At 63.1% G+C, this 20,379-nt stretch carries 22 protein-coding genes; 12 read left to right on the forward strand and 10 right to left on the reverse strand.

The genetic code is table 11. From position 1 onward, the window contains the following. Positions 1 to 497, forward strand: a 497-nt coding sequence (locus EOB80_RS31085) for an FCD domain-containing protein (RefSeq protein WP_164762791.1), incomplete at its 5' end; no start/stop codon positions are given. Between the two features lie 12 nt (positions 498 to 509). Here EOB80_RS31085 and EOB80_RS31090 read toward each other — a convergent pair. Beyond that, positions 510 to 800 (reverse strand): DUF3175 domain-containing protein, encoded by a 291-nt coding sequence (locus tag EOB80_RS31090; RefSeq protein WP_024501537.1) that lies wholly within the window; start codon positions 798 to 800, stop codon positions 510 to 512. 170 nt (positions 801 to 970) lie between these two features. Here EOB80_RS31090 and EOB80_RS31095 point away from each other — a divergent pair, with 170 nt between their 5' ends. The 7 genes from EOB80_RS31095 to EOB80_RS31125 all read left to right on the forward strand — a co-directional run bounded on the left by EOB80_RS31095 (position 971) and on the right by EOB80_RS31125 (position 8,971). Continuing rightward, the gene (locus EOB80_RS31095) at positions 971 to 2,200 is read left to right on the forward strand and encodes an MFS transporter (RefSeq protein ID WP_127270871.1); all 1,230 of its coding nucleotides are present in this window, start codon (positions 971 to 973) and stop codon (positions 2,198 to 2,200) included. Positions 2,201 to 2,377: 177 nt separating this feature from the next. Continuing rightward, complete coding sequence (locus tag EOB80_RS31100) at positions 2,378 to 3,406, forward strand: LacI family DNA-binding transcriptional regulator (protein WP_127331729.1); 1,029 nt, start codon at positions 2,378 to 2,380, stop codon at positions 3,404 to 3,406. 302 nt (positions 3,407 to 3,708) lie between these two features. Then, on the forward strand, positions 3,709 to 4,836 hold the full coding sequence (locus EOB80_RS31105; RefSeq protein ID WP_127273383.1) for a sugar ABC transporter substrate-binding protein: 1,128 nt from the start codon (positions 3,709 to 3,711) through the stop codon (positions 4,834 to 4,836). A gap of 79 nt (positions 4,837 to 4,915) precedes the next feature. After that, positions 4,916 to 6,463, forward strand: coding sequence for a sugar ABC transporter ATP-binding protein (locus tag EOB80_RS31110; protein WP_127270183.1), 1,548 nt, complete (start codon positions 4,916 to 4,918; stop codon positions 6,461 to 6,463). Continuing rightward, entirely contained in the window at positions 6,460 to 7,440 is a 981-nt protein-coding gene (locus EOB80_RS31115; RefSeq protein WP_127331731.1) for an ABC transporter permease, read from the forward strand. The genes EOB80_RS31110 and EOB80_RS31115 overlap by 4 nt, the downstream gene beginning before the upstream one ends. Continuing rightward, positions 7,437 to 8,423 (forward strand): ABC transporter permease, encoded by a 987-nt coding sequence (locus EOB80_RS31120; RefSeq protein ID WP_127331733.1) that lies wholly within the window; start codon positions 7,437 to 7,439, stop codon positions 8,421 to 8,423. The genes EOB80_RS31115 and EOB80_RS31120 overlap by 4 nt, the downstream gene beginning before the upstream one ends. Before the next feature lie 2 nt (positions 8,424 to 8,425). Further along, positions 8,426 to 8,971 carry a gluconokinase gene (locus tag EOB80_RS31125; RefSeq protein WP_127331735.1) on the forward strand — a complete coding sequence of 182 codons (546 nt, stop codon included), beginning with the start codon at positions 8,426 to 8,428 and terminating at the stop codon, positions 8,969 to 8,971. On the opposite strand, the gene EOB80_RS31130 is transcribed toward EOB80_RS31125, so the two are convergent. Together EOB80_RS31130 and EOB80_RS31135 are read right to left on the reverse strand one after the other, a co-directional pair. Continuing rightward, positions 8,966 to 10,117 (reverse strand): hypothetical protein, encoded by a 1,152-nt coding sequence (locus EOB80_RS31130; protein ID WP_127331737.1) that lies wholly within the window; start codon positions 10,115 to 10,117, stop codon positions 8,966 to 8,968. The two genes, EOB80_RS31125 and EOB80_RS31130, sit on opposite strands and share 6 nt — an antisense overlap. A gap of 218 nt (positions 10,118 to 10,335) precedes the next feature. Then, the gene (locus tag EOB80_RS31135; RefSeq protein WP_127331739.1) at positions 10,336 to 11,241 is read right to left on the reverse strand and encodes a LysR family transcriptional regulator; all 906 of its coding nucleotides are present in this window, start codon (positions 11,239 to 11,241) and stop codon (positions 10,336 to 10,338) included. 118 nt (positions 11,242 to 11,359) lie between these two features. Here EOB80_RS31135 and EOB80_RS31140 point away from each other — a divergent pair, with 118 nt between their 5' ends. Together EOB80_RS31140 and EOB80_RS31145 are read left to right on the forward strand one after the other, a co-directional pair. Beyond that, complete coding sequence (locus tag EOB80_RS31140; protein WP_127270225.1) at positions 11,360 to 11,782, forward strand: DoxX family protein; 423 nt, start codon at positions 11,360 to 11,362, stop codon at positions 11,780 to 11,782. Positions 11,783 to 11,825: 43 nt separating this feature from the next. After that, a complete protein-coding gene (locus tag EOB80_RS31145) occupies positions 11,826 to 12,695 on the forward strand; it encodes an NmrA family NAD(P)-binding protein (protein ID WP_127331741.1) in 870 nt (289 codons plus the stop codon). A gap of 104 nt (positions 12,696 to 12,799) precedes the next feature. Here the strand turns inward: EOB80_RS31145 and EOB80_RS31150 are convergent, their stop codons facing one another. Together EOB80_RS31150 and EOB80_RS31155 are read right to left on the reverse strand one after the other, a co-directional pair. After that, a complete protein-coding gene (locus tag EOB80_RS31150; protein ID WP_013530871.1) occupies positions 12,800 to 13,249 on the reverse strand; it encodes an Rrf2 family transcriptional regulator in 450 nt (149 codons plus the stop codon). 257 nt (positions 13,250 to 13,506) lie between these two features. Then, positions 13,507 to 14,493, reverse strand: a complete 987-nt coding sequence (locus EOB80_RS31155; protein WP_127322203.1) for a sulfate ABC transporter substrate-binding protein — start codon at positions 14,491 to 14,493, stop codon at positions 13,507 to 13,509. A 228-nt stretch (positions 14,494 to 14,721) separates the two neighbouring features. Here EOB80_RS31155 and EOB80_RS31160 point away from each other — a divergent pair, with 228 nt between their 5' ends. Both EOB80_RS31160 and EOB80_RS31165 read left to right on the forward strand, forming a co-directional pair. Next, positions 14,722 to 14,994, forward strand: coding sequence for an antitoxin (locus EOB80_RS31160; protein ID WP_127331743.1), 273 nt, complete (start codon positions 14,722 to 14,724; stop codon positions 14,992 to 14,994). Further along, positions 14,995 to 15,393, forward strand: a complete 399-nt coding sequence (locus EOB80_RS31165) for a type II toxin-antitoxin system VapC family toxin (protein WP_127271404.1) — start codon at positions 14,995 to 14,997, stop codon at positions 15,391 to 15,393. It abuts the gene before it with no gap. Between the two features lie 15 nt (positions 15,394 to 15,408). Here the strand turns inward: EOB80_RS31165 and EOB80_RS31170 are convergent, their stop codons facing one another. The 5 genes from EOB80_RS31170 to EOB80_RS31190 all read right to left on the reverse strand — a co-directional run bounded on the left by EOB80_RS31170 (position 15,409) and on the right by EOB80_RS31190 (position 20,217). Continuing rightward, complete coding sequence (locus EOB80_RS31170) at positions 15,409 to 16,449, reverse strand: sulfate/molybdate ABC transporter ATP-binding protein (RefSeq protein WP_127331745.1); 1,041 nt, start codon at positions 16,447 to 16,449, stop codon at positions 15,409 to 15,411. Positions 16,450 to 16,462: 13 nt separating this feature from the next. Next, on the reverse strand, positions 16,463 to 17,347 hold the full coding sequence (gene cysW, locus EOB80_RS31175) for a sulfate ABC transporter permease subunit CysW (RefSeq protein ID WP_127270916.1): 885 nt from the start codon (positions 17,345 to 17,347) through the stop codon (positions 16,463 to 16,465). Next, a complete protein-coding gene (gene cysT / locus EOB80_RS31180; protein ID WP_013530875.1) occupies positions 17,340 to 18,191 on the reverse strand; it encodes a sulfate ABC transporter permease subunit CysT in 852 nt (283 codons plus the stop codon). The genes cysW and cysT overlap by 8 nt, the downstream gene beginning before the upstream one ends. A 21-nt stretch (positions 18,192 to 18,212) precedes the next feature. Further along, positions 18,213 to 19,238 (reverse strand): sulfate ABC transporter substrate-binding protein, encoded by a 1,026-nt coding sequence (locus EOB80_RS31185; protein WP_127271865.1) that lies wholly within the window; start codon positions 19,236 to 19,238, stop codon positions 18,213 to 18,215. A 220-nt stretch (positions 19,239 to 19,458) separates the two neighbouring features. Beyond that, positions 19,459 to 20,217: a M15 family metallopeptidase gene (locus tag EOB80_RS31190; RefSeq protein ID WP_164762792.1), complete on the reverse strand. Its 759-nt coding sequence runs from the start codon at positions 20,215 to 20,217 to the stop codon at positions 19,459 to 19,461. Between the last annotated feature and the right edge of the window lie 162 nt (positions 20,218 to 20,379).

The following is a 20,379-nucleotide window of genomic DNA, read 5'->3' on the forward strand; positions in this document are numbered from 1 at the left end:
CCAAGATCGGCAGCTGGGTCGAGCCGAAGGAACGCTGGAACCTGCTCGATCGCGATGTGCTTGCCTGGTACGCGACGTCGCCGGATCGCGAAGTGTTCCTCAAGACGGTGCAGGAATTCCGCCACATCATCGAGCCGGAAGCGACCGCGTTTGCCGCTATGCGAAGAACCGACGAGCAGATGGCCGAGATCAGCCTGGCCTGCCGTGAGATGGGAGAGGCGACGAGCCTGCAGGAGCGGACCCGCGCCGACACGCGCTTCCATCTTGCCATCCTGCGGGCTTCGGGCAACGACCTTCTGGTGCCGCTCGGCGTACTGATCGAGTCCGCCTTCGATCACCTCTTTGCCTATACGACGCGGGAGATCGACGATCTCAACCACGCGCAGAAGCTGCACGAGGCGATCGAGAAGAACATCCGCCTGCAGCGCCCCGACGCCGCGCGCAATGCCGTGCGCAAACTGCTCGCCAACACAGACGGCGTCATCCGCGCCCGGTAGGGCCGGCCGCCGCTAATCATCCTTGTCACGTCCGAAGGCGCTGCGCAGTTCGTCCTTGGCGTCCTCAAGCACTTTTTTGCGCGCGGCAGGCAAGTTCTTGCCGGCGCGGTTGATGTAAAAATTCAGCATCGACATGGCGGATTGGAAAGGCTCGGCCTTGCGCCTGTGGCTGTGTTCGGCGGATCGTTTCAGCGAGGCGGCGATCTTCCTGGCGTCGTCGGATTCGAAGACGTGATCCTCAAGATCCATTGCGTTGCTGTGCTCGGTCACCTCGGCCGACCATTTTTTCCTGGTGGCGGTCATCGCTGGACTCCTTTGCAGGGTGGGTTGCCGGGAAACTCCGCACATCGGCATCGGTTCCGGCCTGGCTCTGGAGCCACGGATTTGCCCGCTGTGGCGCTGCTGCGGCCTGAGAATGCGCCGATAGTGGCGCAAACGGCAGCCGATCTCCGAGACCGCCGACAGGAAACGCCTTGACTCGAACCGACAGCATCCAGCCCGGCCCCGGCATCGACAGCTCCTATGCCTGGATGCGGCTTGCCATCTCGATGCTGCTGGCGACGATCGGCGCCGTGGGCATGTGGGCTGTCGTCGTCGTGCTGCCCGCCGTGCAGGCCGAGTTCGGCGTCGACCGCGCCGCGGCGTCCATGCCTTACACCGCGACCATGGTCGGTTTCGCCGCCGGCAACGTGCTGGTCGGCCGCGCCATCGACCGGATGGGTTACTGGATCCCGGCGCTGCTCTCTTCGATTGCGCTTTCCGCCGGCCTGCTGCTCGCGGCGCTGTCGACCTCGATCCTGCAATTCACGCTTGCCCAAGGAGTGCTGATCGGTGTCGGCACGTCGGTGATCTTCGGGCCGCTGATCGCCGATATCTCGCACTGGTTCAACCGTCGTCGCGGCGTCGCGGTCACGGCGGCGGCGGCCGGCAATTACCTTGCCGGGGCGTTGTGGCCGACCATCATGCCGACGCTGATGAAGGCGGAGGGCTGGCGCTTCACCTATGCGGCAATCGGCATCTTCTGCCTGGTGACAATGGTGCCGCTGGTGCTGATGCTGCGGCGCGGTGCCCCGGCGGCGGCCGTCGCGGGTTCGCCCGGAAGCCGGTCGGTGCAGCCGATCTCGCTGTCGCCGGCGGCCTTGCAGGTGCTGCTGGTCGTCGCCGGCCTCGGCTGCTGCGTGGCGATGTCGATGCCGCAAGTGCATATCGTCGCCTATTGCATGGACCTTGGATACGGCGTCGCACATGGCGCCGACATGCTGTCGATCATGATGGCGGGCGGCGTCGTCAGCCGGCTGGCGTCCGGCTTCCTGGCCGACCGTATCGGCGCGGTGTGGACATTGATGATCGGCTCGGTTCTGCAGTGCCTGTCGCTGCTGTTCTATATTCCGTTCGACGGGCTTGCCTCGCTCTATGTGGTGTCGCTGGTGTTCGGCCTGTCGCAGGGCGGCATCGTGCCTTGCTACGCGATCATCGTGCGCGACTACATGCCGGCCAGGGAGGCCGGCCAGCGTATCGGCATCGTCATGATGGCGACCATCTTCGGCATGGCGATCGGCGGCTGGATGTCGGGCTGGATCTACGATTTGACCGGTTCCTATGCCGCTGCATTCCTCAACGGTATCGCCTGGAATTTGCTGAACCTGGTGGCGATCGGGCTGCTGTTCTGGAAGGCACGGCGCAGCACAGCCGTGACGGCCTGAGCTCACCGTGCCCAATGGTCCGGGAGCTGCGCGGCTTGACATCCACCCAAGGCTGCGCGACGCCGGAAGGCGGATGGGTGCGGCAACAGGCCGGTTTGGCATGACGACGGTGGCAAAGACCCTGAATATGGTTCCAAAGGCGCTTGGCTGCACAAGCCCGTCGCCAGGAGTGCGCCCTTGACCAAGCCGCGCTCGCGCCGGGGCGGCGGCCGCCCGACCATCGCGGATGTCGCGCGCAAGGCCGGCGTCGGCGCCATCACCGTGTCGCGCGCGCTGCGCGAGCCGGAGCGTGTGTCCGAAGAGCTGCGCCGCCAGATCCAGGCCGCCGTCGACGAACTGGGCTACGTGCCGGATCCGAATGCGCGGGCGCTGGCCTCGGCGCGCGCCGAGGTGTTCGGCGTGCTGGTGCCGTCGCTGACCAACAACGTCTTCGCCGAGGTGGTGCGCGGCATCTATGACAGCCTGTCGGCCAGCCCGTTCCGCATCCAGCTTGGCAACACCCACTATTCCGGCCTCGAGGAAGAGCGGCTGCTGCAGCTGTTCGGTTCGCAGCGGCCAGCTGCGCTGATCGTCGCTGGCATCGATCAGACACCGGCCTCGCGAAAGCTGCTGGAAAGTGCCGGCTGCCCCGTGGTGCAGGTCATGGAAACCGGTCCAGATCCGGTCGACATGATGGTCGGCTTCTCGCATCTCGATGGCGGCAGGGCGGCGACCGAGCATCTGATCGAGGCGGGCTATCGCCGCATCGGCTTCATCGGCGCGCGCATGGACCCGCGTTCGCAGCGACGCCTGGCCGGTTATCGCGCGGCGATGGAGGCCGCGGGCCTGTTCGACCCGCGCCTCGTCACCACCACGCCGGTGCTGTCCAGCGTGTCGCTCGGCCGCGAGATGTTCCGCGACGCGCTGGCCAAGGTGCCGACACTCGACGGTGTCTTCTGCAACAATGACGATATCGCCCTCGGCGTCTTGTTCGAATGCCATCGCGCCTCGATCGCGGTGCCGAAGACAATCGGCATCGTCGGTTTCAACGATCTCGACATGATGCAGGTGGCGTTTCCTTCGGTCACCAGCATCCGCACCCATCGTTATGAGATCGGCCGGCGTGCCGTCGCCATGGCGCTGGCGGCGATCGCCGGCAACAGACCGGAGCAACGGATCGTCGACCTCGGTTTCGAGCTCAAGCGCCGCGAGAGCACGGCGCGTTGAAACGCACAGGAGCGACTGTGCGAATGCCGGTTTACACGCCAATTTGGTAGCGCTACCATCTTCTCCATGCAGGTGCATGAACGACAGGTCGCACCTGTTTATTATACATAAGCGACAACTAATACTTGTTTATTATGGATAATATGATAGTTTTCGCCCCGCTGGCGGCGACAAGGGAGGAACCGGGTCGGCCACCACGGGCGGCCAAGGAAGCGCATGGCGAGGCGGGAGGTGCCGGTCCATTGCGCGAAAAATTCGCATTGCGAAACGAACAATCAGAACTGCAATCGGGAGGATTATCGATGATCAAGTCACTTGTTGGTGGCGTCGTTGCCGCCACTGCATTCGTCATGCTCAATTCGGCCGCCATGGCCGCCGGACCCGAAATCGTATCGGGTCCTGCCGCTCAGGCGGACTGTTTCGCGCCGTGGAGCGCGGAGACCAAATTCTTCAAATATCCCAAGAAGGAAGGGCCGTTCCGCATCGCCTTCGCCAATGGCTATATCGCCAACACCTGGCGCATCCAGATGGTGCAGACGGCCAAGGCCTACGCCGCACAACCTGAAGTCAAAGCCAAGATCAAGGAATTCAAGGTCGTCTCGACGGGCGAGGACGTGCCGGCGCAGATCTCGGCGATCAACAATTTCATCGATTCCGGCTATGACGCCATCGTCACCGACGCCCAGAACCCGACGGCCTTCGGTCCGGTCATCAAGCGCGCCAAGGAAGCCGGCATCGTTCTGGTCGCCTTCGACAACATCCTCGACACCAAGGATGCCATCAACGTCAATGTCGATCAGAAGGGCCTTGGCGAATTGTGGGCCAAGTGGCTGGTCGCCAAGATACCGAATGGCGGCAAGATCCTGGAAGTGCGCGGCGTCGCCGGCACCTCCGTCGACACCGACCGCCACAACGGCATCCACGAGGTCTTCGCTGCGTCCGGCAAGAAGTGGGACGTCACCGAAGTCGCCGGCAAATGGGATGACGGCGTCGCGCAGAAGGTGACCGCCGATGCGATCGCCACCAACGGTCCGTTCGACGGCATCACCGGCCAGGGCGGCGATACCGGCATCGTGCAGGCGATGATCGACGCCAAGCATCCGTTCGTGCCGTTTGGCGGCGAGACCGAGAACGGCTTCCGCAAGTTCTGCGCCGCGCATTCAGCCGACGGGCTGAAGTGCTCGTCCGCGGGCTCGGGTCCGGCTCAGGTCGCCGTCGCCATCAAGACCGCGATCGCCGCACTCGAAGGCGAGGTGGTGCCACAAGAGGTGAAGCTGCCGCTGGCGATCGCCGAAGACCCGAACTTGAAGGAAGGCACGGATTACTTCCCCAAGGAATCCGATAATTTCTTCGTCGGCAATTCCTTCCCGACCTGCGGCATCAATTTCAGCGCCCAGGAAATCATGGGTCAGACCAAGGAAAACCAGTAAATCATCGCTGGCTGTCACCTGGCGCCGCGGCTTGAGCCGCGGCGCTTGTCTCAATCCCACAATCGCCCTGGGAGGGCCGATGGACGGTGCGGCTCCGCTCTTTCGTATGGAAGGCATATCCAAGCGCTATGGCGGCGTACGCGCGCTGGAGAAGGCCGAGCTTGTCGTCGAAGCCGGCAGCATCCACGCCATTCTCGGTGAAAACGGCGCCGGCAAGTCGACGCTGATCAAGGTCATGGCAGGTGTCGTGGCGCCCGATGAGGGCCGCATGACGCTGGACGGGCGCGAGGCGACCTTCGCTTCTCCGGGGGCCGCCAACAAGGCCGGCATCGTCTGCATCTTCCAGGAACTGTCGCTGGTCCCCGAGCTCAGCGTTGCCGACAACATCGTCATTTCCGACCCGCCCAAACGCTTCGGCATGATCGACCGCAAGGCGCAGCGCCGCATCGCCGAAGAAGCACTTGCTCGCGCCGGCGCCGCTGACATCCACCCGCTGGCGCTGGTCAAGGACCTGCCATTGTCGCGCCGGCAGATGGTCGAGATCGCCAAGGCATTGGCACGCAAGCCGCGCATCCTCATCCTCGACGAAGCGACCTCCGCGCTGACCGCGGCGGATGTCTCGAAGATCTTCGCGGTGCTGAAGCGGCTGCGCTCGGAAGGGCTGGCGCTGCTTTACATCTCGCACCGCATGAACGAGATCGCCGAACTGGCGGATCAGTGCACGGTGTTCCGCAACGGCCGCAATGTCGCCAGCTATCCAGCCGGCTCGAAGAGCGACAATGAGGTGGTCGAACTGATGATCGGCCGCGAATACAGCCATATCTTTCCGCCCAAGCCGGCGGCCGTGCCTGCCGCCGCGGCCCCCAGGCTCGAGGCCCGCAAGCTCTCATGGGCCGACCGGCTGCACGACATCTCGCTGACCGTCAGGGCAGGTGAGGTGGTCGGCCTTGGCGGCCTCGACGGCCAGGGCCAGCGCGAATTGCTGCTCGCCTTCTTCGGCGTGCTGCGCGGCCTCAGCGGCCAGATCCTGATCGACGGCAAGTCGGTCTCGATCACCAGCCCATCCGTTGCGCGCGACGACGGCATCGGCATGGCGCTGATTCCCGAGGACCGCAAGACCGAAGGGCTGATGCTGCCGATGACGGTGCGCGAGAACCTGTCCTTCGCGGCGCTCGACCGGCTGTCGAAAGCCGGCATCATCGACCGTGCCGCCGAGCAGCGGCTGATCGACGACATGGTCGGCCTCCTGGCGATCAAGACGGCGGGCCTCGACATTCCGGTCGGCGCGCTTTCGGGCGGCAACCAGCAGAAAGTGGTCATCGCCAAATGGCTGATGCGCCAGCCACGCATCATCCTGCTCAACGATCCGACGCGCGGCATCGACGTCGGCACCAAGCAGGAGCTGTACCAGCTGATGCGCAAACTGGCCGACGCGGGTGCTGCGATCCTGTTCTACTCGACCGACTATGATGAACTGATCGGCTGCTGCGATCGCGTGCTGGTGCTCTATGACGGGGCGGTCAAGCGCGAGCTGGTCGGTGCCGAGATCACCGAGCGGGCGCTGATATCAAGCGCGCTTAACATCCATGGCGAGGACAGCCCGGTGGGTTTGGGAGCAAGCGCATGAAGGATTGGCGTTACTGGCTGGCCGAGCAGCGCGGAACTCTGCTGGCGCTCGGCATCTTCATCGTCATGTTCGTCATCTACACCTCGAACCATCCGGCGGGCTTCGCCGCCAATGTGGTACAGACAGCCTCGAACAAAGGCGTGCTGCTCGCCTTTGTCGCCATGGCGCAGACGCTGGTGGTGATCACCGCCGGCATCGACTTGTCCGTCGGTATGATCTTCCTGCTCACCAACTGCCTCGCCTCCTGGCTGGTGGTTGGCACGCCGATGCAGACGACGCTCGGTGTCATCGCCGTGCTGGCGGTGGGGCTGTTGTGCGGCGCGATCAACGGCGCCATCGTCATCTATGGCCGGCTGCAGCCGATTGTCGCCACCATTGCCACTGGCGCCGTCTATTACGGCATCGGCCTTTTGCTGCGGCCATTCCCGGGCGGCTCGGTCAATGAGGATCTGGCCGATGCGCTGACCGGCCGTGTGTTCGGCGTGGTGCCGGCGAGCCTGGTCGTCCTGCTGGCCATCGTGCTGGTGATCTGGGTGCCGTTCAGCCGCTCGGTGCTCGGCCGCGCCGCCTACGCGGCCGGCTCGTCGGAGACGGCGGCCTACATGTCCGGCGTGCCGATCCGGCGCGGCAAGTTCGCTGCCTACACGCTGGCCGGCCTGCTGGCGGCGATCGGCGGACTGTTCCTGACTTTCTTCACCTATACGGGCGAGGCGGCCTATGCCAGCGGCAACTCCTACACGCTGTTTTCGATCGCAGCCGTGGTGCTCGGCGGCGTCTCGCTGTTCGGCGGCAAGGGCAGCGCCATTGGCGCCATCTTCGGCGCGCTGGCCTTCCGCACCATCGGCGACCTGTTGTTCGTCTTCGATTTCGATCCGCTCTGGCAGCCGCTGTTCCAGGGCGTTATCCTGCTGGTCGCCGTCAGCCTCGGCGCCTTCGCCCTGTTTCGGGTCCGTAACCGGCTGGAGTGGTTCCTGTGAGCGAAACGACGCTTGGCGGTATTGCCGGCCGCATGCCCAGATTCATCCGCCGCGCCGATCCGGCGGTGCTGACGGCCTTTGCCTGCATCGTTCTCTTGCTGTTCCTGGGCAGCCTCTATTCCAGAAGCTTCCTGTCGCCTGAATATCTTCTGCAGCAGCTCAAGGTGGCTTCGTTCCTCGGCGTCATCGCAACCGGCATGATGCTGGTCATCCTGCTCGGCCAGATCGACCTGTCGGTGCCATGGGCGGTGGCAGCGGGCGCCATGATGGCCTGCGCTGCGGCGGCGTACGGCCCGGTCGGCGTGGCGCTGGCCATGCCGTTCGGTATTTTCTGCGGCATGCTGATCGGCGTCGTCAACGGCATCGGCGTCGCCTATCTGCGCATCCCCTCGATGATCATCACATTGGCCACCAACGCTGTCGCGCAAGGGCTGATGGTGGTCTACACCGGCGGCTTCTCGCCGCAGGATTCGGCAACGGGCGCGATGCGCTACCTGGCGACCGGCTTCGCCATTCCGGGCGTGCCCAACGCGGTTATCATCTGGGCGCTGATCGGAGCCGCGATGGTATTCGTGCTGACCCGTACCAGCTTCGGCCGCACCGTCTACGGCATCGGCAACCGCGAACGCGCGGCCTATCTCTCCGGCATCGATACGCGGCGCGTGGTGATGATCGCCTTCGCCGTCTCCGGCGGGCTCTCGGCTTTCGGCGGCGTATTGCTCGCCGGCTATGCCTCCAAGGCGGCGCAGTCGATGGGCGACGCTTATCTGCTGCCGTCGATCGCCGCAGTGGTGCTTGGCGGCACCTCGATCCTGGGCGGGCGCGGCTCCTATCTCGGCACGGTCGCCGGTGTCATCCTCATCACGCTGCTGCAGTCCATTCTGTCGGTCATGCAGATGCCGGAGGCGGGGCGGCAGATCATTTACGGCGTCGTCATTGTCGCCATGCTGCTGCTCTACGGCCGCGCGCCGGCAAGCCGCTGACCGTGGACGGAGCGGCAGCACAGGCGCCGACGAGCGCCCCCGGCTCGGTGCCGGCCATCGTGGTGATGGGCGTCGCCGGCTGCGGTAAGTCGGCCGTCGGTCTTGCGCTGGCGGCCGCGCTGGGCGTTACCTTCATCGAGGGCGACAGGCTGCACCCGCCGGAAAACGTCGCACGCATGGCAAGCGGCGAACCGCTTACCGATCAACTGCGCGAAGGCTGGCTCGACGCGATCGGCGAGCGCATCGCGGAGTCGGTGGGCAGCGGACCGGGCGTGATTGCCGCCTGCTCGGCACTGAAGCGCAGCTACCGCGACCGGTTGAGCGGCTTCTGCCCGGAAATCGTCTTCCTCTATTTGAAGATCGACCCTGCCACGGCCAGGCAGCGTGTCGGCAGCCGCAAGGGCCACTTCATGCCGGCAAGCCTGGTCGACAGCCAGTTCGCCATCCTCGAGCCGCCGGTTGCGGAAGAGCGCGCTTTGACACTCGATGCGACACGCCCGGTCGGTGAGCTCGTCGCTGCCGCGGTCCGCCTGATACGCCGGTCATGAGCCTTCATCTGTGCCGATGCCGGTGCCGTCCTGGGCCTCGGTCAGCCGCTGCCGGCGGGACCACGTCAGCATCTGCTCGGGGTAGAGCCTCAGCGCTTCCAGCAGGCGGTCGCGCTTGAGCAGGATGTAGTGCGCCTGCACAGCCATGTTCTTGGCGCCATCCCTGGCGGTGTCCTTTGCCGGGGTGACAGACGCCTCCGGCGTCAACTCGGGGCTGAGCACGGCCTGGTACTCGATGAAGGGAACCACTTCGAAGGTCGACATGGCAAACAGGGCGGTTCGGCCCCTGGCGGCAAAATTCGCCGGCGCCGAGGCGAGATGCGTCCAGCCGCTTTCGCCCATGGCTGCCTCGGTGAAAATCGTGCCGGCATGGACGGTGTTGGTCATCGTCACCACGCCATTCTGCTTCAGGATCTTCTGGATGCGGATGGTGACCGGATAGGCGTCGTCGCGATCAAAGACGACCCGGCTTTTCAGGAACCGGTTTTCGACATCGATCAGCGGCGGGTTGAGGAAACTCAGGCCGAACGCGCTTTCGGAAATACCGTGGGTGTTGACGCTCACCTGATGCGCCTCGACACCGGCCTCGTATAGCGCGCGCTTGCCGATGATGGTCTGGGCGGTGAATTGATCGCACCAGAGGATGGCGCCGTGGCCGCGCTGCAAGGCCGACCGCAGCCCCTCCAGTCCCTCCAGCCGGATCGTCGGCGACCAGCGGCCAGCCACCAGATGTGCGGCAAGTTGCAGGCGGCGGCGGTGGCGCGCCGCCAGCAATCCCTCGAACAGCTTGCATGTATCGATGCCATCGCCAAGCACCGCGCGTGTCGCGGCCGCGTAGGCCGGGAATTCCTTGCGCATATGGCGCTTGAGGCGAAACCTCGATATGCGGCCGCAGATCGGCGCCCACCAGCGCACCGGCACGGTCGCTGCCACGATGAGGTAGAAGACGGAGAGCAGGCTTTCGCGAAGGTCCTTGTTGGAAAAGCGGCGAAGCCGGCCGGGGTGAACCAGCTTGCGGCTGAAGAAGCGCACGTCCTCCGCCCGTTCCGGGACGAAGACGTCGGCGATGATTTCAGTGCGGAAACTGGCTGCCGATGGCAGCTTGCGGGCGGCCTTGCGGGATTTTGCGAACCACCACAGCCTCATCGGTCCAGCCCGTTCTTCGAACCCCGCTTTACTGCGTCGGCTTGGGCCGTGCAAGGTCGTGTCCGCGCTCAAGATTTCTGCAAATTCCGCTTGCCCTACATCTGGGCCAGGCGCGTTGCTTACGTCATCGGCATCCGACACAAGAGGATTATCAGCTCTTTCGTGCAGCGCGAGTTGGCGCCCGCGACGCCGGATCGCTGATCGCTGACCGGCAGTCGCTATTCCATATACGGCGTCAGCACATCTTCGATCCATTTCATGAACGCGCGGACTCGGCGCGACAGATTGCTCCGATGTGCGACGACGAGGGACACGGCGAGCGGCCGGCGACGAAAATCGGGTATGATCTCGACAAGCGCTCCACTCTCCAAATATCGGCCAATGCCCAAAAGTGGCGCCTGAATCACACCAAGGCCGGCGAGGGCGGCGGCTTCGTAGGTCTGTGCGCTGTTGACGTGCAGCGCACCTGGCAACTGAAGCGTCGCGTAGCTGTCGCCGTCCGGATATTCCCATCCATAGGGTCTCGCGCCCAGCACCGTCGAAAAGTGAATTGTCCTATGTTCCTGACGCTGGAGATCTTCCAGCGACCGAGGGACGCCATGGCGCGCCAGATAGGCGGGGCTGGCAGCGTTGGCCATGCGCAACAGGCCCAACGGGCGGGCAATCAGCGTCTCGTCCCGAATGGGTCCAAGCCGCAATACACAATCGAACCCCTCTTGAACCAGATCGACTTGCCGATCCGTACTCGACACCTCCAGCTCCAATTCGGGGTGCGCCGCCATGAAATCCGGCAAGGCCGGCACGATCGTTGTGCGCGCCACTTCGGTCGGAAGGTCGACCCGCAAACGCCCGCGAAGCGCCACGCGATCGCCTGCGAACATCGAGTGCAGATCATCGACTTCAGCAAGCAGATCGCGGGCACGGGCATGAAATGCGCGTCCGTCTTCCGTCAACCGCACGCTGCGCGTCGTCCGGTGCAGGAGCCTGACACCGAGATCTTCTTCCAGCTTCCGGACCGCCGTTGAGGCTCTCCCCTTGTGGATGCCCAGGCTGTCGGCTGCGCGGGTGAAGCTCCCCATTTCCGCTACCGTTATGAAAATGAGGATGGGTTCGAGATTTTGCATTTTCGTGCCCCGATATTGTTCCCCAAAAAGAGAACAGTCGGTTCATTTCCTCGGTGTTTATCACACCTGAGGGGCACAGTAAGCTTCGAATATGGGATCTCCCATCGGAGAATGACAAGTGTCCGAAACTGTGAACCCGCATCAGACACCTGAAACTATGACCTTGCATCGCGCCCTGTGGGCCGGCCGGATAATGAGCGCGTTTGTCGTTATCGCTTTGATGACAGACGGCACTGTTCAGCTTTTCGCGCCGGCACGGGTCGCGAGCATGTTGCAGGAAACCGGGTTCGCGATGGATCTGACGCGCGTCGTGGGTCCGATCATCCTCGCCTGCGCCATCCTCTACGCCATCCCGGTCACCGCCGTCCTCGGCGCGATCCTGGTGACGGGCTTTTTGGGAGGTGCCATCTGCGCCCATCTCCGCATCGGTGAGTTGGGATCGCCGCCGGAAATCATTTCCCTGCTTCTGGGCGCGATGACCTGGGGCGGCCTCTATCTGCGCGATCCCCGTATCCGGGCCATTCTGCCGCTCATCCATTGAACCAACAGGGGCAGTTCTGTCCCTCAACATCAGGAGAAAACACATGTTCTTAGTAATGGGAATCACCGGAAACGTGGGCGGCGCGACGGCAAGGCATTTGCTAGCGCAAGGCAAAAAGGTGCGCGCGCTGGTCCGCGACCGCGAGAAGGCGTTGAGCTGGGCGAACCGGGGCGTGGAGCTGGTTGACGGCGATTGGAATGATTCGGCAGCCATCGAGCGGGCGCTCGAAGGCGTCGAAGGCGCGTTCGTCATGCTGCCTCCTGTCTGGGCGCCTTCGCCCGATTACAAGGAAGCAAAGAGCGTGATTGCAAGCTATGTCGAGGCGCTCACCAAGGCAGCGCCGCCGCGAGTGGTTGCGCTTTCGTCGATGGGCGCGAACAGAACCAGCGGGCACGGGGTGATCGCGGCCTTGTCCCTTCTGGAGCAAGGTTTTCGCGACCTGAGATCGCCAGTTGCTTTTGTGCGCGCAGGCGGATTCTTTGAGAATTTTCTTTTCGGGCTGCAGGTCGCGCAGGGCGGAACGCTGCCGGCTTTCTACAATCCGACAAATCGGAAATCGACAATGGTCGCGACGAACGACATCGGCGCGGAATTCGCGACGCTTTTGACCGGGCCAACGTGGTCAGGGCAGCGCATCGTCGAGCTTGGTTCGATGGTCAGCGCGGACGACGTCGCCGAGCAATTGGGCGAAGTCCTGAATCTCGACGTGAAAGCCTTTGCAATCCCGCGTGCAGGGTGGGCGGAAGCGCTCGAACAATTCGGCATCCCGAAGGGCCACAGCGGACCTGCCGAAGAAATGTACGAGGCCGTGAATGCAGGATGGATGGACCTCGGTGTGGCGGGTACGGAGCACGTAGCGGGTACGACGTCCGCACGCGCTGTATTCGAGGCTGCGTCAAATGTGAACGGGTAGGCCAAACTGTATGGGGTTCTCCTGTGATTTCGGGTGTTCGCAACCCGGGATTTGGAGAACTCCCTCCTTCATCTGTCTGAGCGCGGTCAGCTTGCAGTGGGTGGTTATATCTGCGACGTCAGCTCAACGGGGAAATCGTCATTGTCGGCGTCGCGCATGGCGGCAAGGCTGCGATTGTCCAGCACTTCGGCGATCGCCTGCCGCACCTCCAGCATCATGTGGCGGACCTGGCAGGTCGCCTCGTCGCAATCCTCGCAGCGCTGATACTGCGTGCGGCTGGCGCAAGGGATCGGCGCCAGCGGCCCATCAAGCACGCGCACGACATGGCCGATCTTGATTTCGGAGGCCGGCCGGGCGAGGCGATAGCCGCCTTCTTTGCCCTTGCGGCTCTGGACGAAGCCGGCATTGCGCAACTCGCCCAGAATGGCATCGAGGAATTTCTTCGGGATGTTGTTGGCCACCGCGATGTCATTGACGAAAGCCAATTGGCCGGCCGGCAGGCCGGACAGATGCACGAGGGCCTTGAGGCCGTATTTGCCTTTTTTCGTCAGCATGCCCAGATCAACCCATTGAAGCCCCAACCACTCGCATCTGGCGACTGTTTGTGTGCAAATAATGACGTTTTCGCCGCGCGATGATGTTTCGCGAAAACAAGCCGCCGGATTGCAGTTAGGCACAAACGCGTTGATTCTTTGTAACGTTTTGCACTGAGAAGGCGGATATTCCGCTGATAACCAGGTTTTCGGCGTTCAAAACGAAAAAAGCCGGCAGGGCGCCGGCTTTTCCGTCAACTGCGCAGATATCGCGGCCTTCAGCGGCTGCCGTAGGTCTGGTCGAGCAGGCCGCCAGCGGCGAAATGCTCTTTCTGCACTTTGTCCCAGCCGCCGAAGACGTCTTCCACCGTCAGCAGCCGGATATCGGGGAAATCGGCCTTGTATTTCGTCGCCACAGCGGCGTCGCGGGCTCTGAGGCCGTTGCGGGCGGCGATGTCCTGGCCCTCCGGCGTGTAGAGGAAGTCGAGATAGGTCTTGGCCAGATCGCGCGTGCCGTGCTCGTCGGCAACCTTGTCGACGATCGCGACGGGGAATTCGGCCAGCAGGCTGACCGTCGGAGTGACCTGCTCGAACTTGCCGTCGCCATACTCCTTGCGGATGCCGCGCGTCTCCGACTCGAAGGTGATCAGCACATCACCGATTTCGCGCTGCACGAAGGTGGTGGTCGCGGCGCGGCCGCCGGTGTCGAAGATCGGCACGTTGTTGAACAGCTTGGTGATGAACTCCTTCACCTTGGCCTCGTCGCCCTTGAAGGCTTCCTTGGCGTAGGCGGTGGCCGCCAGATAGGTGTAGCGCGCATTGCCGGAGGTTTTCGGATTTGGGAAAATCACCTGCACGTCGTCGCGCACGAGATCGTTCCAGTCCTTGATATGCTTGGGATTGCCCGCGCGGACAAGGAAGGACGGCAGCGAATAGAAGGGCGAGGCGTTGTCGGGAAAATCCTTTTGCCAGTCGGCCGAGACGAGGTCCTTCTTGACCAGGAAGTCGATGTCGGTGACCTGGTTGAAGGTAACGACATCGGCGCCAAGGCCCTCGGCGATGGCACGCGCCTGCGCCGAAGTGCCGGCATGCGACTGATCGACCGTGACGCCCGGATGCTGCGCGATGAAGGCCTTGTTCACCTGCACGAACAGTTCGCGGCCGACGTCATAGGACGCATTGAGCAGTTTGTCGGCCGACCAGGCTTGGGAGGATGCAAGGAACAGGCCTGCGACGGTGGCAAGCCCGAGGAAAAATCGTCTCATGAAAACAGGCTCCGATGCAATTTATGGTGGGACCATAGCCGGGGTGCGGGGTGTGCGACGAGGCATGCGCCGTAGGTTCGTGGCCTCATCGTAGGAAAATATGTCGCCTAAGTCGATGAATGTTGAAATTCTGTTCCAGGAGAATGCTACCTTCGTCGGAGTTTTTCTGCGCCTTGTTTTGCGGCGCTGCATGGCATATACAAAAGGCATATACAAAAGAGCTGCAACATGCCCCAGAGCCGACATTCAACAACGCCGCCCAAGGAGGCGAAGCTGTTTCGCAACAACCGCAGCCAGGCGGTGCGCATTCCTGTCGAGTTCGAGCTTCCCGGCGAAAAAGTCCTGATCAGCCGGGAAGGCGATCGTCTTGTCATCGAGCCGGTTCGCAAACCTGGCCTCACCGCGTTGCTCGCCCAGTGGGCGAAAGAGCCGCCGCTCGATCCTAAAGACGACTTCCCCGAGATCTACGACACGCCAGTCAAATCCGAGGACATTTTCTAGATGCGGTTCATGCTGGATACGAACATTATCAGCGACATGATCCGAAACCCGGCTGGCAAGGCCGCGAGGGCAATGTCGCGCGAGGGAGATGACGCCGTTTGCACCAGCATCGTGGTCGCCTCGGAATTGCGATATGGCTGCGCCAAGAAGGGATCGGCCAAGCTGCTCAAGAAGGTTGAAGACTTGCTGGCCGAGATTCCTGTCTTGCCGCTCGATGTGCCGGTGGATGCCGAGTATGGCGGACTTCGCGCCGAGCTTGAAGCCGCGGGCCAGACCATTGGCCACAACGATCTTTTTATCGCCGCTCATGCCTGTGCATTGGGCACCACGCTGGTGACCGCCAACACGGGAGAGTTCAACCGGATCAGGGGCCTGAAGGTCGAGAACTGGCTGGCGTAGCCATTGACCAGAGGATCAAGCCGCCGGAAAAAGCTTCCAGCGTCCGGGGCGGAACGCCACCCGGCTTTTCTGCGCCGCGGGGTGATCGACCGGCAGTTCGATTTCGACCCGCTGGCGCTCTCCGCCGATCTCAAGCTCGACCCGGCGCGTGCCGGCGACGCGCCGGCTGGCGGCGACCGTGCCGGCGATGCAGCCGCTGCAGCCGTCCAGCAATTCGACATCGTGCGGGCGGAAGTAGAGCGTCGCATCGCCCGAGGGCTCGTTGGGCGCGGCAAGCCCGATCGGACGGTCGGCGAGCCAGATTTCGCCATTCTCGACCTTGACGGGAAGCGAGCTCGATTCACCGATGAAGCCGTAGACGAAGGGCGAGTTCGGCGTGTCGTAGATATCGTCGGCGGTGCCGACCTGCTCGATGCGGCCCTGGCTCATCACGACGACGCGGTCGGCAAGCTCCAGCGCCTCTTCCTGGTCGTGGGTGACGAAGACGGTGGTGTGGCCGGTGGCGTCATGGATTTCGCGCAGCCAGCGGCGCAATTCCCGGCGCACTTGCGCGTCAAGCGCGCCGAACGGCTCGTCGAGCAGCAGCACCTTGGGCTCGATCGCCATGGCGCGCGCCAGCGCCACGCGCTGCCTCTGGCCGCCGGAGAGCTGCGCCGGATAGCGCTTTTCGAGCCCTGAAAGCTGGACGAGGTCCAGAAGCTCGGAGGCGCGACGGCGGATCTCCTGCGCCGGCGGGCGCAACGGTCCGTGCCGGACCTTCAGGCCGAAGCCGATATTGTCCGCCACCGTCATGTGCCGGAACAGCGCATAGTGCTGGAAGACAAAGCCGACATTGCGCTCCTGGATGGACTTGTGCGAGGCGTCCTCGTCGCCGAAGAATATCTTTCCCCGTGTCGGCCGCTCCAGCCCGGCAATCAGCCTGAGCAGCGTCGTCTTGCCGGAACCGGACGGTCCCAGCAAAGCGATCAGTTCGCCCGACTTGATGTCGAGCGACACGTCGTGAAGCGCCGGAAACCGGTCAAACTCCTTGCGCACGTTGGCAACGCGAACTTCCATAGTGGTCCCTTTGTCAGTGCCCGCGTGTCGCGGCGATCTCGGCGCCGTAGCGCATCTCGAGAAGTGTTTTCAAGACCAGCGTGACGAGCGCCAGGCCCGCAAGCAATGAAGCGACGGCGAAGGCACCGACGGCGTTGTACTCGTTGTAGAGGATTTCGACATGCAGCGGCATGGTGTTGGTCAGGCCGCGTATGTGGCCCGACACCACCGATACCGCGCCGAACTCGCCCATGGCACGCGCATTGCACAGGAGCACGCCGTAGAGCAGCCCCCATTTGACGTTGGGCAAGGTCACGTACCAGAAGGTCTGCCAGCCATTGGCGCCGAGCGAAAGCGCTGCCTCCTCGTCGCCATTGCCTTGTTCCTGCATCAGCGGGATCAACTCGCGGGCGACGAAGGGGAAGGTGACGAAGATTGTGGCCAGCACGATGCCCGGCACGGCAAACAGGATGACGATGCCATGCGCTTTCAGCCAGGTGCCGAGCAGCCCCTGGGCGCCGAACAGAAGCACATAGACGAGGCCCGATATGACCGGCGAGACCGAGAAGGGGAGGTCGATCAGCGTGGTCAGGAAGGCCTTGCCCTTGAACTCGAACTTGGCGATCGCCCAGGCGGCGGAGATGCCGAAGACGATGTTGAGCGGCACCGAGATCGCCGCCACCAGCAGCGTCAGCCGGATCGCCGAGCGCGTGTCGGCACTGCCGAGCGCTTCGGTGTAGGCACCGATGCCCTTGGCGAAGGCTTCGTTGAAGACGATGATCAGCGGCAAGAGCAGGAAAATGCCGAGGAAGGCGAAGGCGACGGCCATCAGAGCCAGGCGCGCAGGGCGGCTTTCCGTGACCGCCGCCGACTGGCTTTCATGATGCGGTTCGTAGGATTTGATCTCCGGGTCAGCCATAGCGCTTGCGGCTCCATGACTGTGCGAGATTGACGACCAAAAGCATGATGAACGACAGAGCGAGCATGATCGCCGCGATCGCTGTCGCCGCCGGATAATTGTATTCCTCCAACCGAATGACGATCAGCAGGGGTGCGATTTCTGATTTGTAGGGCAAGTTGCCGGCGATGAAGATGACCGAGCCGTATTCACCGACGCCACGCGCGAAGGCGAGGGCGAAGCCGGTGACGATGGCCGGCGCCAGGCCCGGAAACAGGATGCGGGTGATGATCTGGAAGCGATTGGCGCCCAGCGTGGCGGCGGCTTCCTCCACTTCCTTGTCGATCTCCTCCATGATCGGCTGCACGGTGCGCACGACGAAGGGCAGGCCGATGAAGATCAGCGCGATGACGATACCGAGCGGCGTATAGGCGACCTTGATGCCGAGCGGCATCAGCAATTTGCCGATCCAGCCGTTCGGCGCGTAGAGCGTGGTCAGCGCGATGCCGGCCACAGCCGTCGGCAGGGCGAAGGGCAGGTCGACCATGGCATCGACGATGCGGCGGCCGGGGAAACGGTAGCGCACCAGCACCCATGCGACCAGCGTGCCGAAGACGACGTTGACCGCAGCCGCGACGAAGGCGGTGCCGAAGCTGATTCTCAGCGCATTGATGGTGCGGCGATCGGTGGCGATCGCCCAGAATTCAGGCCAGCCAAGGGCGGCCGAGCGCCAGAGCAGCCCGGATAGCGGGATGAGGATGATGAGGGTGAGGTAGGCAAGCGAGAAGCCGAGCGTCAATCCGAAACCCGGAATGACGCTCGGCTGCCTGAATCGCCACCCCGCCTGGGCGGGTGCTGTGGTCATGTCGTCCTGAATATCGACTGCTTACTGGGGCTTGTAGATCTGGTCGAATATACCACCATCGCCGAAATGATAAGGCTGTGCTTTTTTCCAGCCACCAAACTGTGGATCGTCGATGGTTACGAGCTTGATCGGCGGCAGCTTGGCGAGGTCCTCGGCCGGCACCAGATCGGGCTTGGCAGGACGATAATGGTTCTTGGCGATGATCGTCTGCGCTTCTTTGGAATAGAGCCAGCTCAGATAGGCTTCGGCGACCTTGCGCGTGCCCTTGGCATCGACATTGGCGTCGACCACCGCCACCGGCGGTTCTGCCAGGATGGAGGTCGGCGGGTAGACGATGTCGAAATTATCGGCACCGAACTCGTCGAGCGCCAGATAGGCCTCGTTTTCCCAGGCGATAAGCACATCGCCAAGACCCTTTTGCGCGAAGGTCACGGTCGAGCCGCGCGCGCCGGTGTCGAGCACCGGAGCATTGGCGTAGAGCTTGCCGACGAATTCCTTGGTCTTGGCCTCGTCGCCGCCGTCATTGGCGTTGGCGTAGGCCCAGGCGGCGAGATAGTTCCAGCGCGCGCCGCCGGAGGTTTTGGGATTGGGCGTAATCACCTGGACACCGTCCTTGACGAGGTCGCTCCAGTCGTGAATGCCCTTGGGATTGCCCTTGCGGACGAGGAAGATGATGGTCGAGGTGTAAGGCGCTGAATTGTTTTCGAATTTGGTGCGCCAGTCCGGATTGATCTTCTTCGCCTTCGAGACGATGGCGTTGATGTCGCCTTCAAGTGCCAGCGTCACCACATCGGCGTCGAGGCCGTCGATCACGGCGCGGGCCTGGGCGCCCGATCCGCCATGCGACTGCTGGACGGTGACAGTCTCTCCGGTCTCGGCCTTCCAATGCGCGACGAAAGCTTCGTCATAGGCCTTGTAGAGCTCGCGTGTCGGATCGTAGGACACGTTGAGAATGGTGGTATCGGCAAACGCGAAACCGAGCGTGCCGAACTGGACAGATGTGGCGACCAGTGCGCCGAGCAGTTTCCTGAAATGAGGTTTGGTCATTTCTGCCTCCGTTGAACCCGCGCCAAATCTACCGAATTGGTAGAAATTAGATGCATTCAATGTTGCCTTTTTTGCCCCTCTTGAGAAAATGTTCGACGCCATTTCGCCGTTAGGAGAAATATTTTCCTCTTGAGGCCAAAGGAAGAATCCATGGCCCGGCCACTCAGCCTATCTAGCAAGGGGCGGTGCCGAGGCAAGGTGCGGAATTTGGTCCGGTGCATCAATCGGCGGTGATGGGAAAGTCGAAACGCTGTCTGGCGAACGGTTCGCTTTTCAGCGTGAAGTGCCACCATTCCCTTGCATAGTTCTTGAAGCCGCCGGCGCGCATGGCGTCGACAAGCATCTTGCGGTTTGCCGCCGCTTCACTGGCAAGGCCTCGGTGGGCGGTTTCGCTCATCGGATCAAAGCAGTCGAAGCCGGTGCCGAAATCGAGCGTGTCGGCATCACCCGCGCCGCAGGCCGGGTTCGGGCTGGACCTGCGGTCGGTCCGGGCGACGGCGACGTCGACGGTCGAGCCACGTGAATGGGTCGATAGTTCTCCGACATAACCCTTGGCGATCAGCTCACTGCGCCTGACCTTCGGATACCATTGCGGATCGGGCGGCCCGCCCTCGCGCGTCCATTCATTCATGTCGGCGACGGCGCGGGCAGGGCGGTAGCAATCGAACAACACCAGGGTCAGGCCTTTGGCGGCGATCGCTTTCTGGACGGCGGACAGTGCCTTTGCCGCCTGCTCGGTGAGGATGCAGGCCGGGGCGTCATAGTCGTCCACCTTGCGATGCAGAAAATTGTCCGATCCGGCGTAGCGTATGTCCTGGCGGATCGAGGGATCGACATCGGCGAGCCGGACGAAGCCGGCGGGCAGGGCATCGGCCAAAGCGGGGAGGGTGGTTGCCGTGACAAAGATTGTTGCTGCCAGTGCTGAGGCTGCCGACAAGAGAGGATTGCGCGAGGCACCCCCCTCTGCCCTGCCGGGCATCTCCCCCTCAAGGGGGGAGATTGGCAGCTTTGCCGTTGCGCCCTGTCTTTGACGATTGGCGAAAGCGGAATGGAAATCCGATCTCCCACCTTGAGGGGGAGATGCCCGGCAGGGCAGAGGGGGGTGCCTTGGAACAACCATGGGCAAGTGTCTGCTATCCTC

The sequence above is a fragment of the Mesorhizobium sp. M7A.F.Ca.MR.245.00.0.0 genome (assembly GCF_003997415.1).
Taxonomy (GTDB): Bacteria; Pseudomonadota; Alphaproteobacteria; order Rhizobiales; family Rhizobiaceae; genus Mesorhizobium.

Bases quoted from the DNA above. Each gene is read 5' to 3' on its own strand.
- EOB80_RS31090 (WP_024501537.1), bottom strand. From the start codon at position 800: ATGACCGCCACCAGGAAAAAATGGTCGGCCGAGGTGACCGAGCACAGC.
- EOB80_RS31105 (WP_127273383.1), top strand. From the start codon at position 3,709: ATGATCAAGTCACTTGTTGGTGGCGTCGTTGCCGCCACTGCATTCGTC.
- EOB80_RS31110 (WP_127270183.1), top strand. From the start codon at position 4,916: ATGGACGGTGCGGCTCCGCTCTTTCGTATGGAAGGCATATCCAAGCGC.
- EOB80_RS31115 (WP_127331731.1), top strand. From the start codon at position 6,460: ATGAAGGATTGGCGTTACTGGCTGGCCGAGCAGCGCGGAACTCTGCTG.
- EOB80_RS31130 (WP_127331737.1), bottom strand. From the start codon at position 10,117: ATGAGGCTGTGGTGGTTCGCAAAATCCCGCAAGGCCGCCCGCAAGCTG.
- EOB80_RS31135 (WP_127331739.1), bottom strand. From the start codon at position 11,241: ATGCAAAATCTCGAACCCATCCTCATTTTCATAACGGTAGCGGAAATG.
- EOB80_RS31145 (WP_127331741.1), top strand. From the start codon at position 11,826: ATGTTCTTAGTAATGGGAATCACCGGAAACGTGGGCGGCGCGACGGCA.
- EOB80_RS31150 (WP_013530871.1), bottom strand. From the start codon at position 13,249: ATGCTGACGAAAAAAGGCAAATACGGCCTCAAGGCCCTCGTGCATCTG.
- EOB80_RS31155 (WP_127322203.1), bottom strand. From the start codon at position 14,493: ATGAGACGATTTTTCCTCGGGCTTGCCACCGTCGCAGGCCTGTTCCTT.
- EOB80_RS31160 (WP_127331743.1), top strand. From the start codon at position 14,722: ATGCCCCAGAGCCGACATTCAACAACGCCGCCCAAGGAGGCGAAGCTG.
- EOB80_RS31165 (WP_127271404.1), top strand. From the start codon at position 14,995: ATGCGGTTCATGCTGGATACGAACATTATCAGCGACATGATCCGAAAC.
- EOB80_RS31170 (WP_127331745.1), bottom strand. From the start codon at position 16,449: ATGGAAGTTCGCGTTGCCAACGTGCGCAAGGAGTTTGACCGGTTTCCG.
- cysW (WP_127270916.1), bottom strand. From the start codon at position 17,347: ATGGCTGACCCGGAGATCAAATCCTACGAACCGCATCATGAAAGCCAG.
- cysT (WP_013530875.1), bottom strand. From the start codon at position 18,191: ATGACCACAGCACCCGCCCAGGCGGGGTGGCGATTCAGGCAGCCGAGC.
- EOB80_RS31185 (WP_127271865.1), bottom strand. From the start codon at position 19,238: ATGACCAAACCTCATTTCAGGAAACTGCTCGGCGCACTGGTCGCCACA.
- EOB80_RS31190 (WP_164762792.1), bottom strand. From the start codon at position 20,217: ATGCCCGGCAGGGCAGAGGGGGGTGCCTCGCGCAATCCTCTCTTGTCG.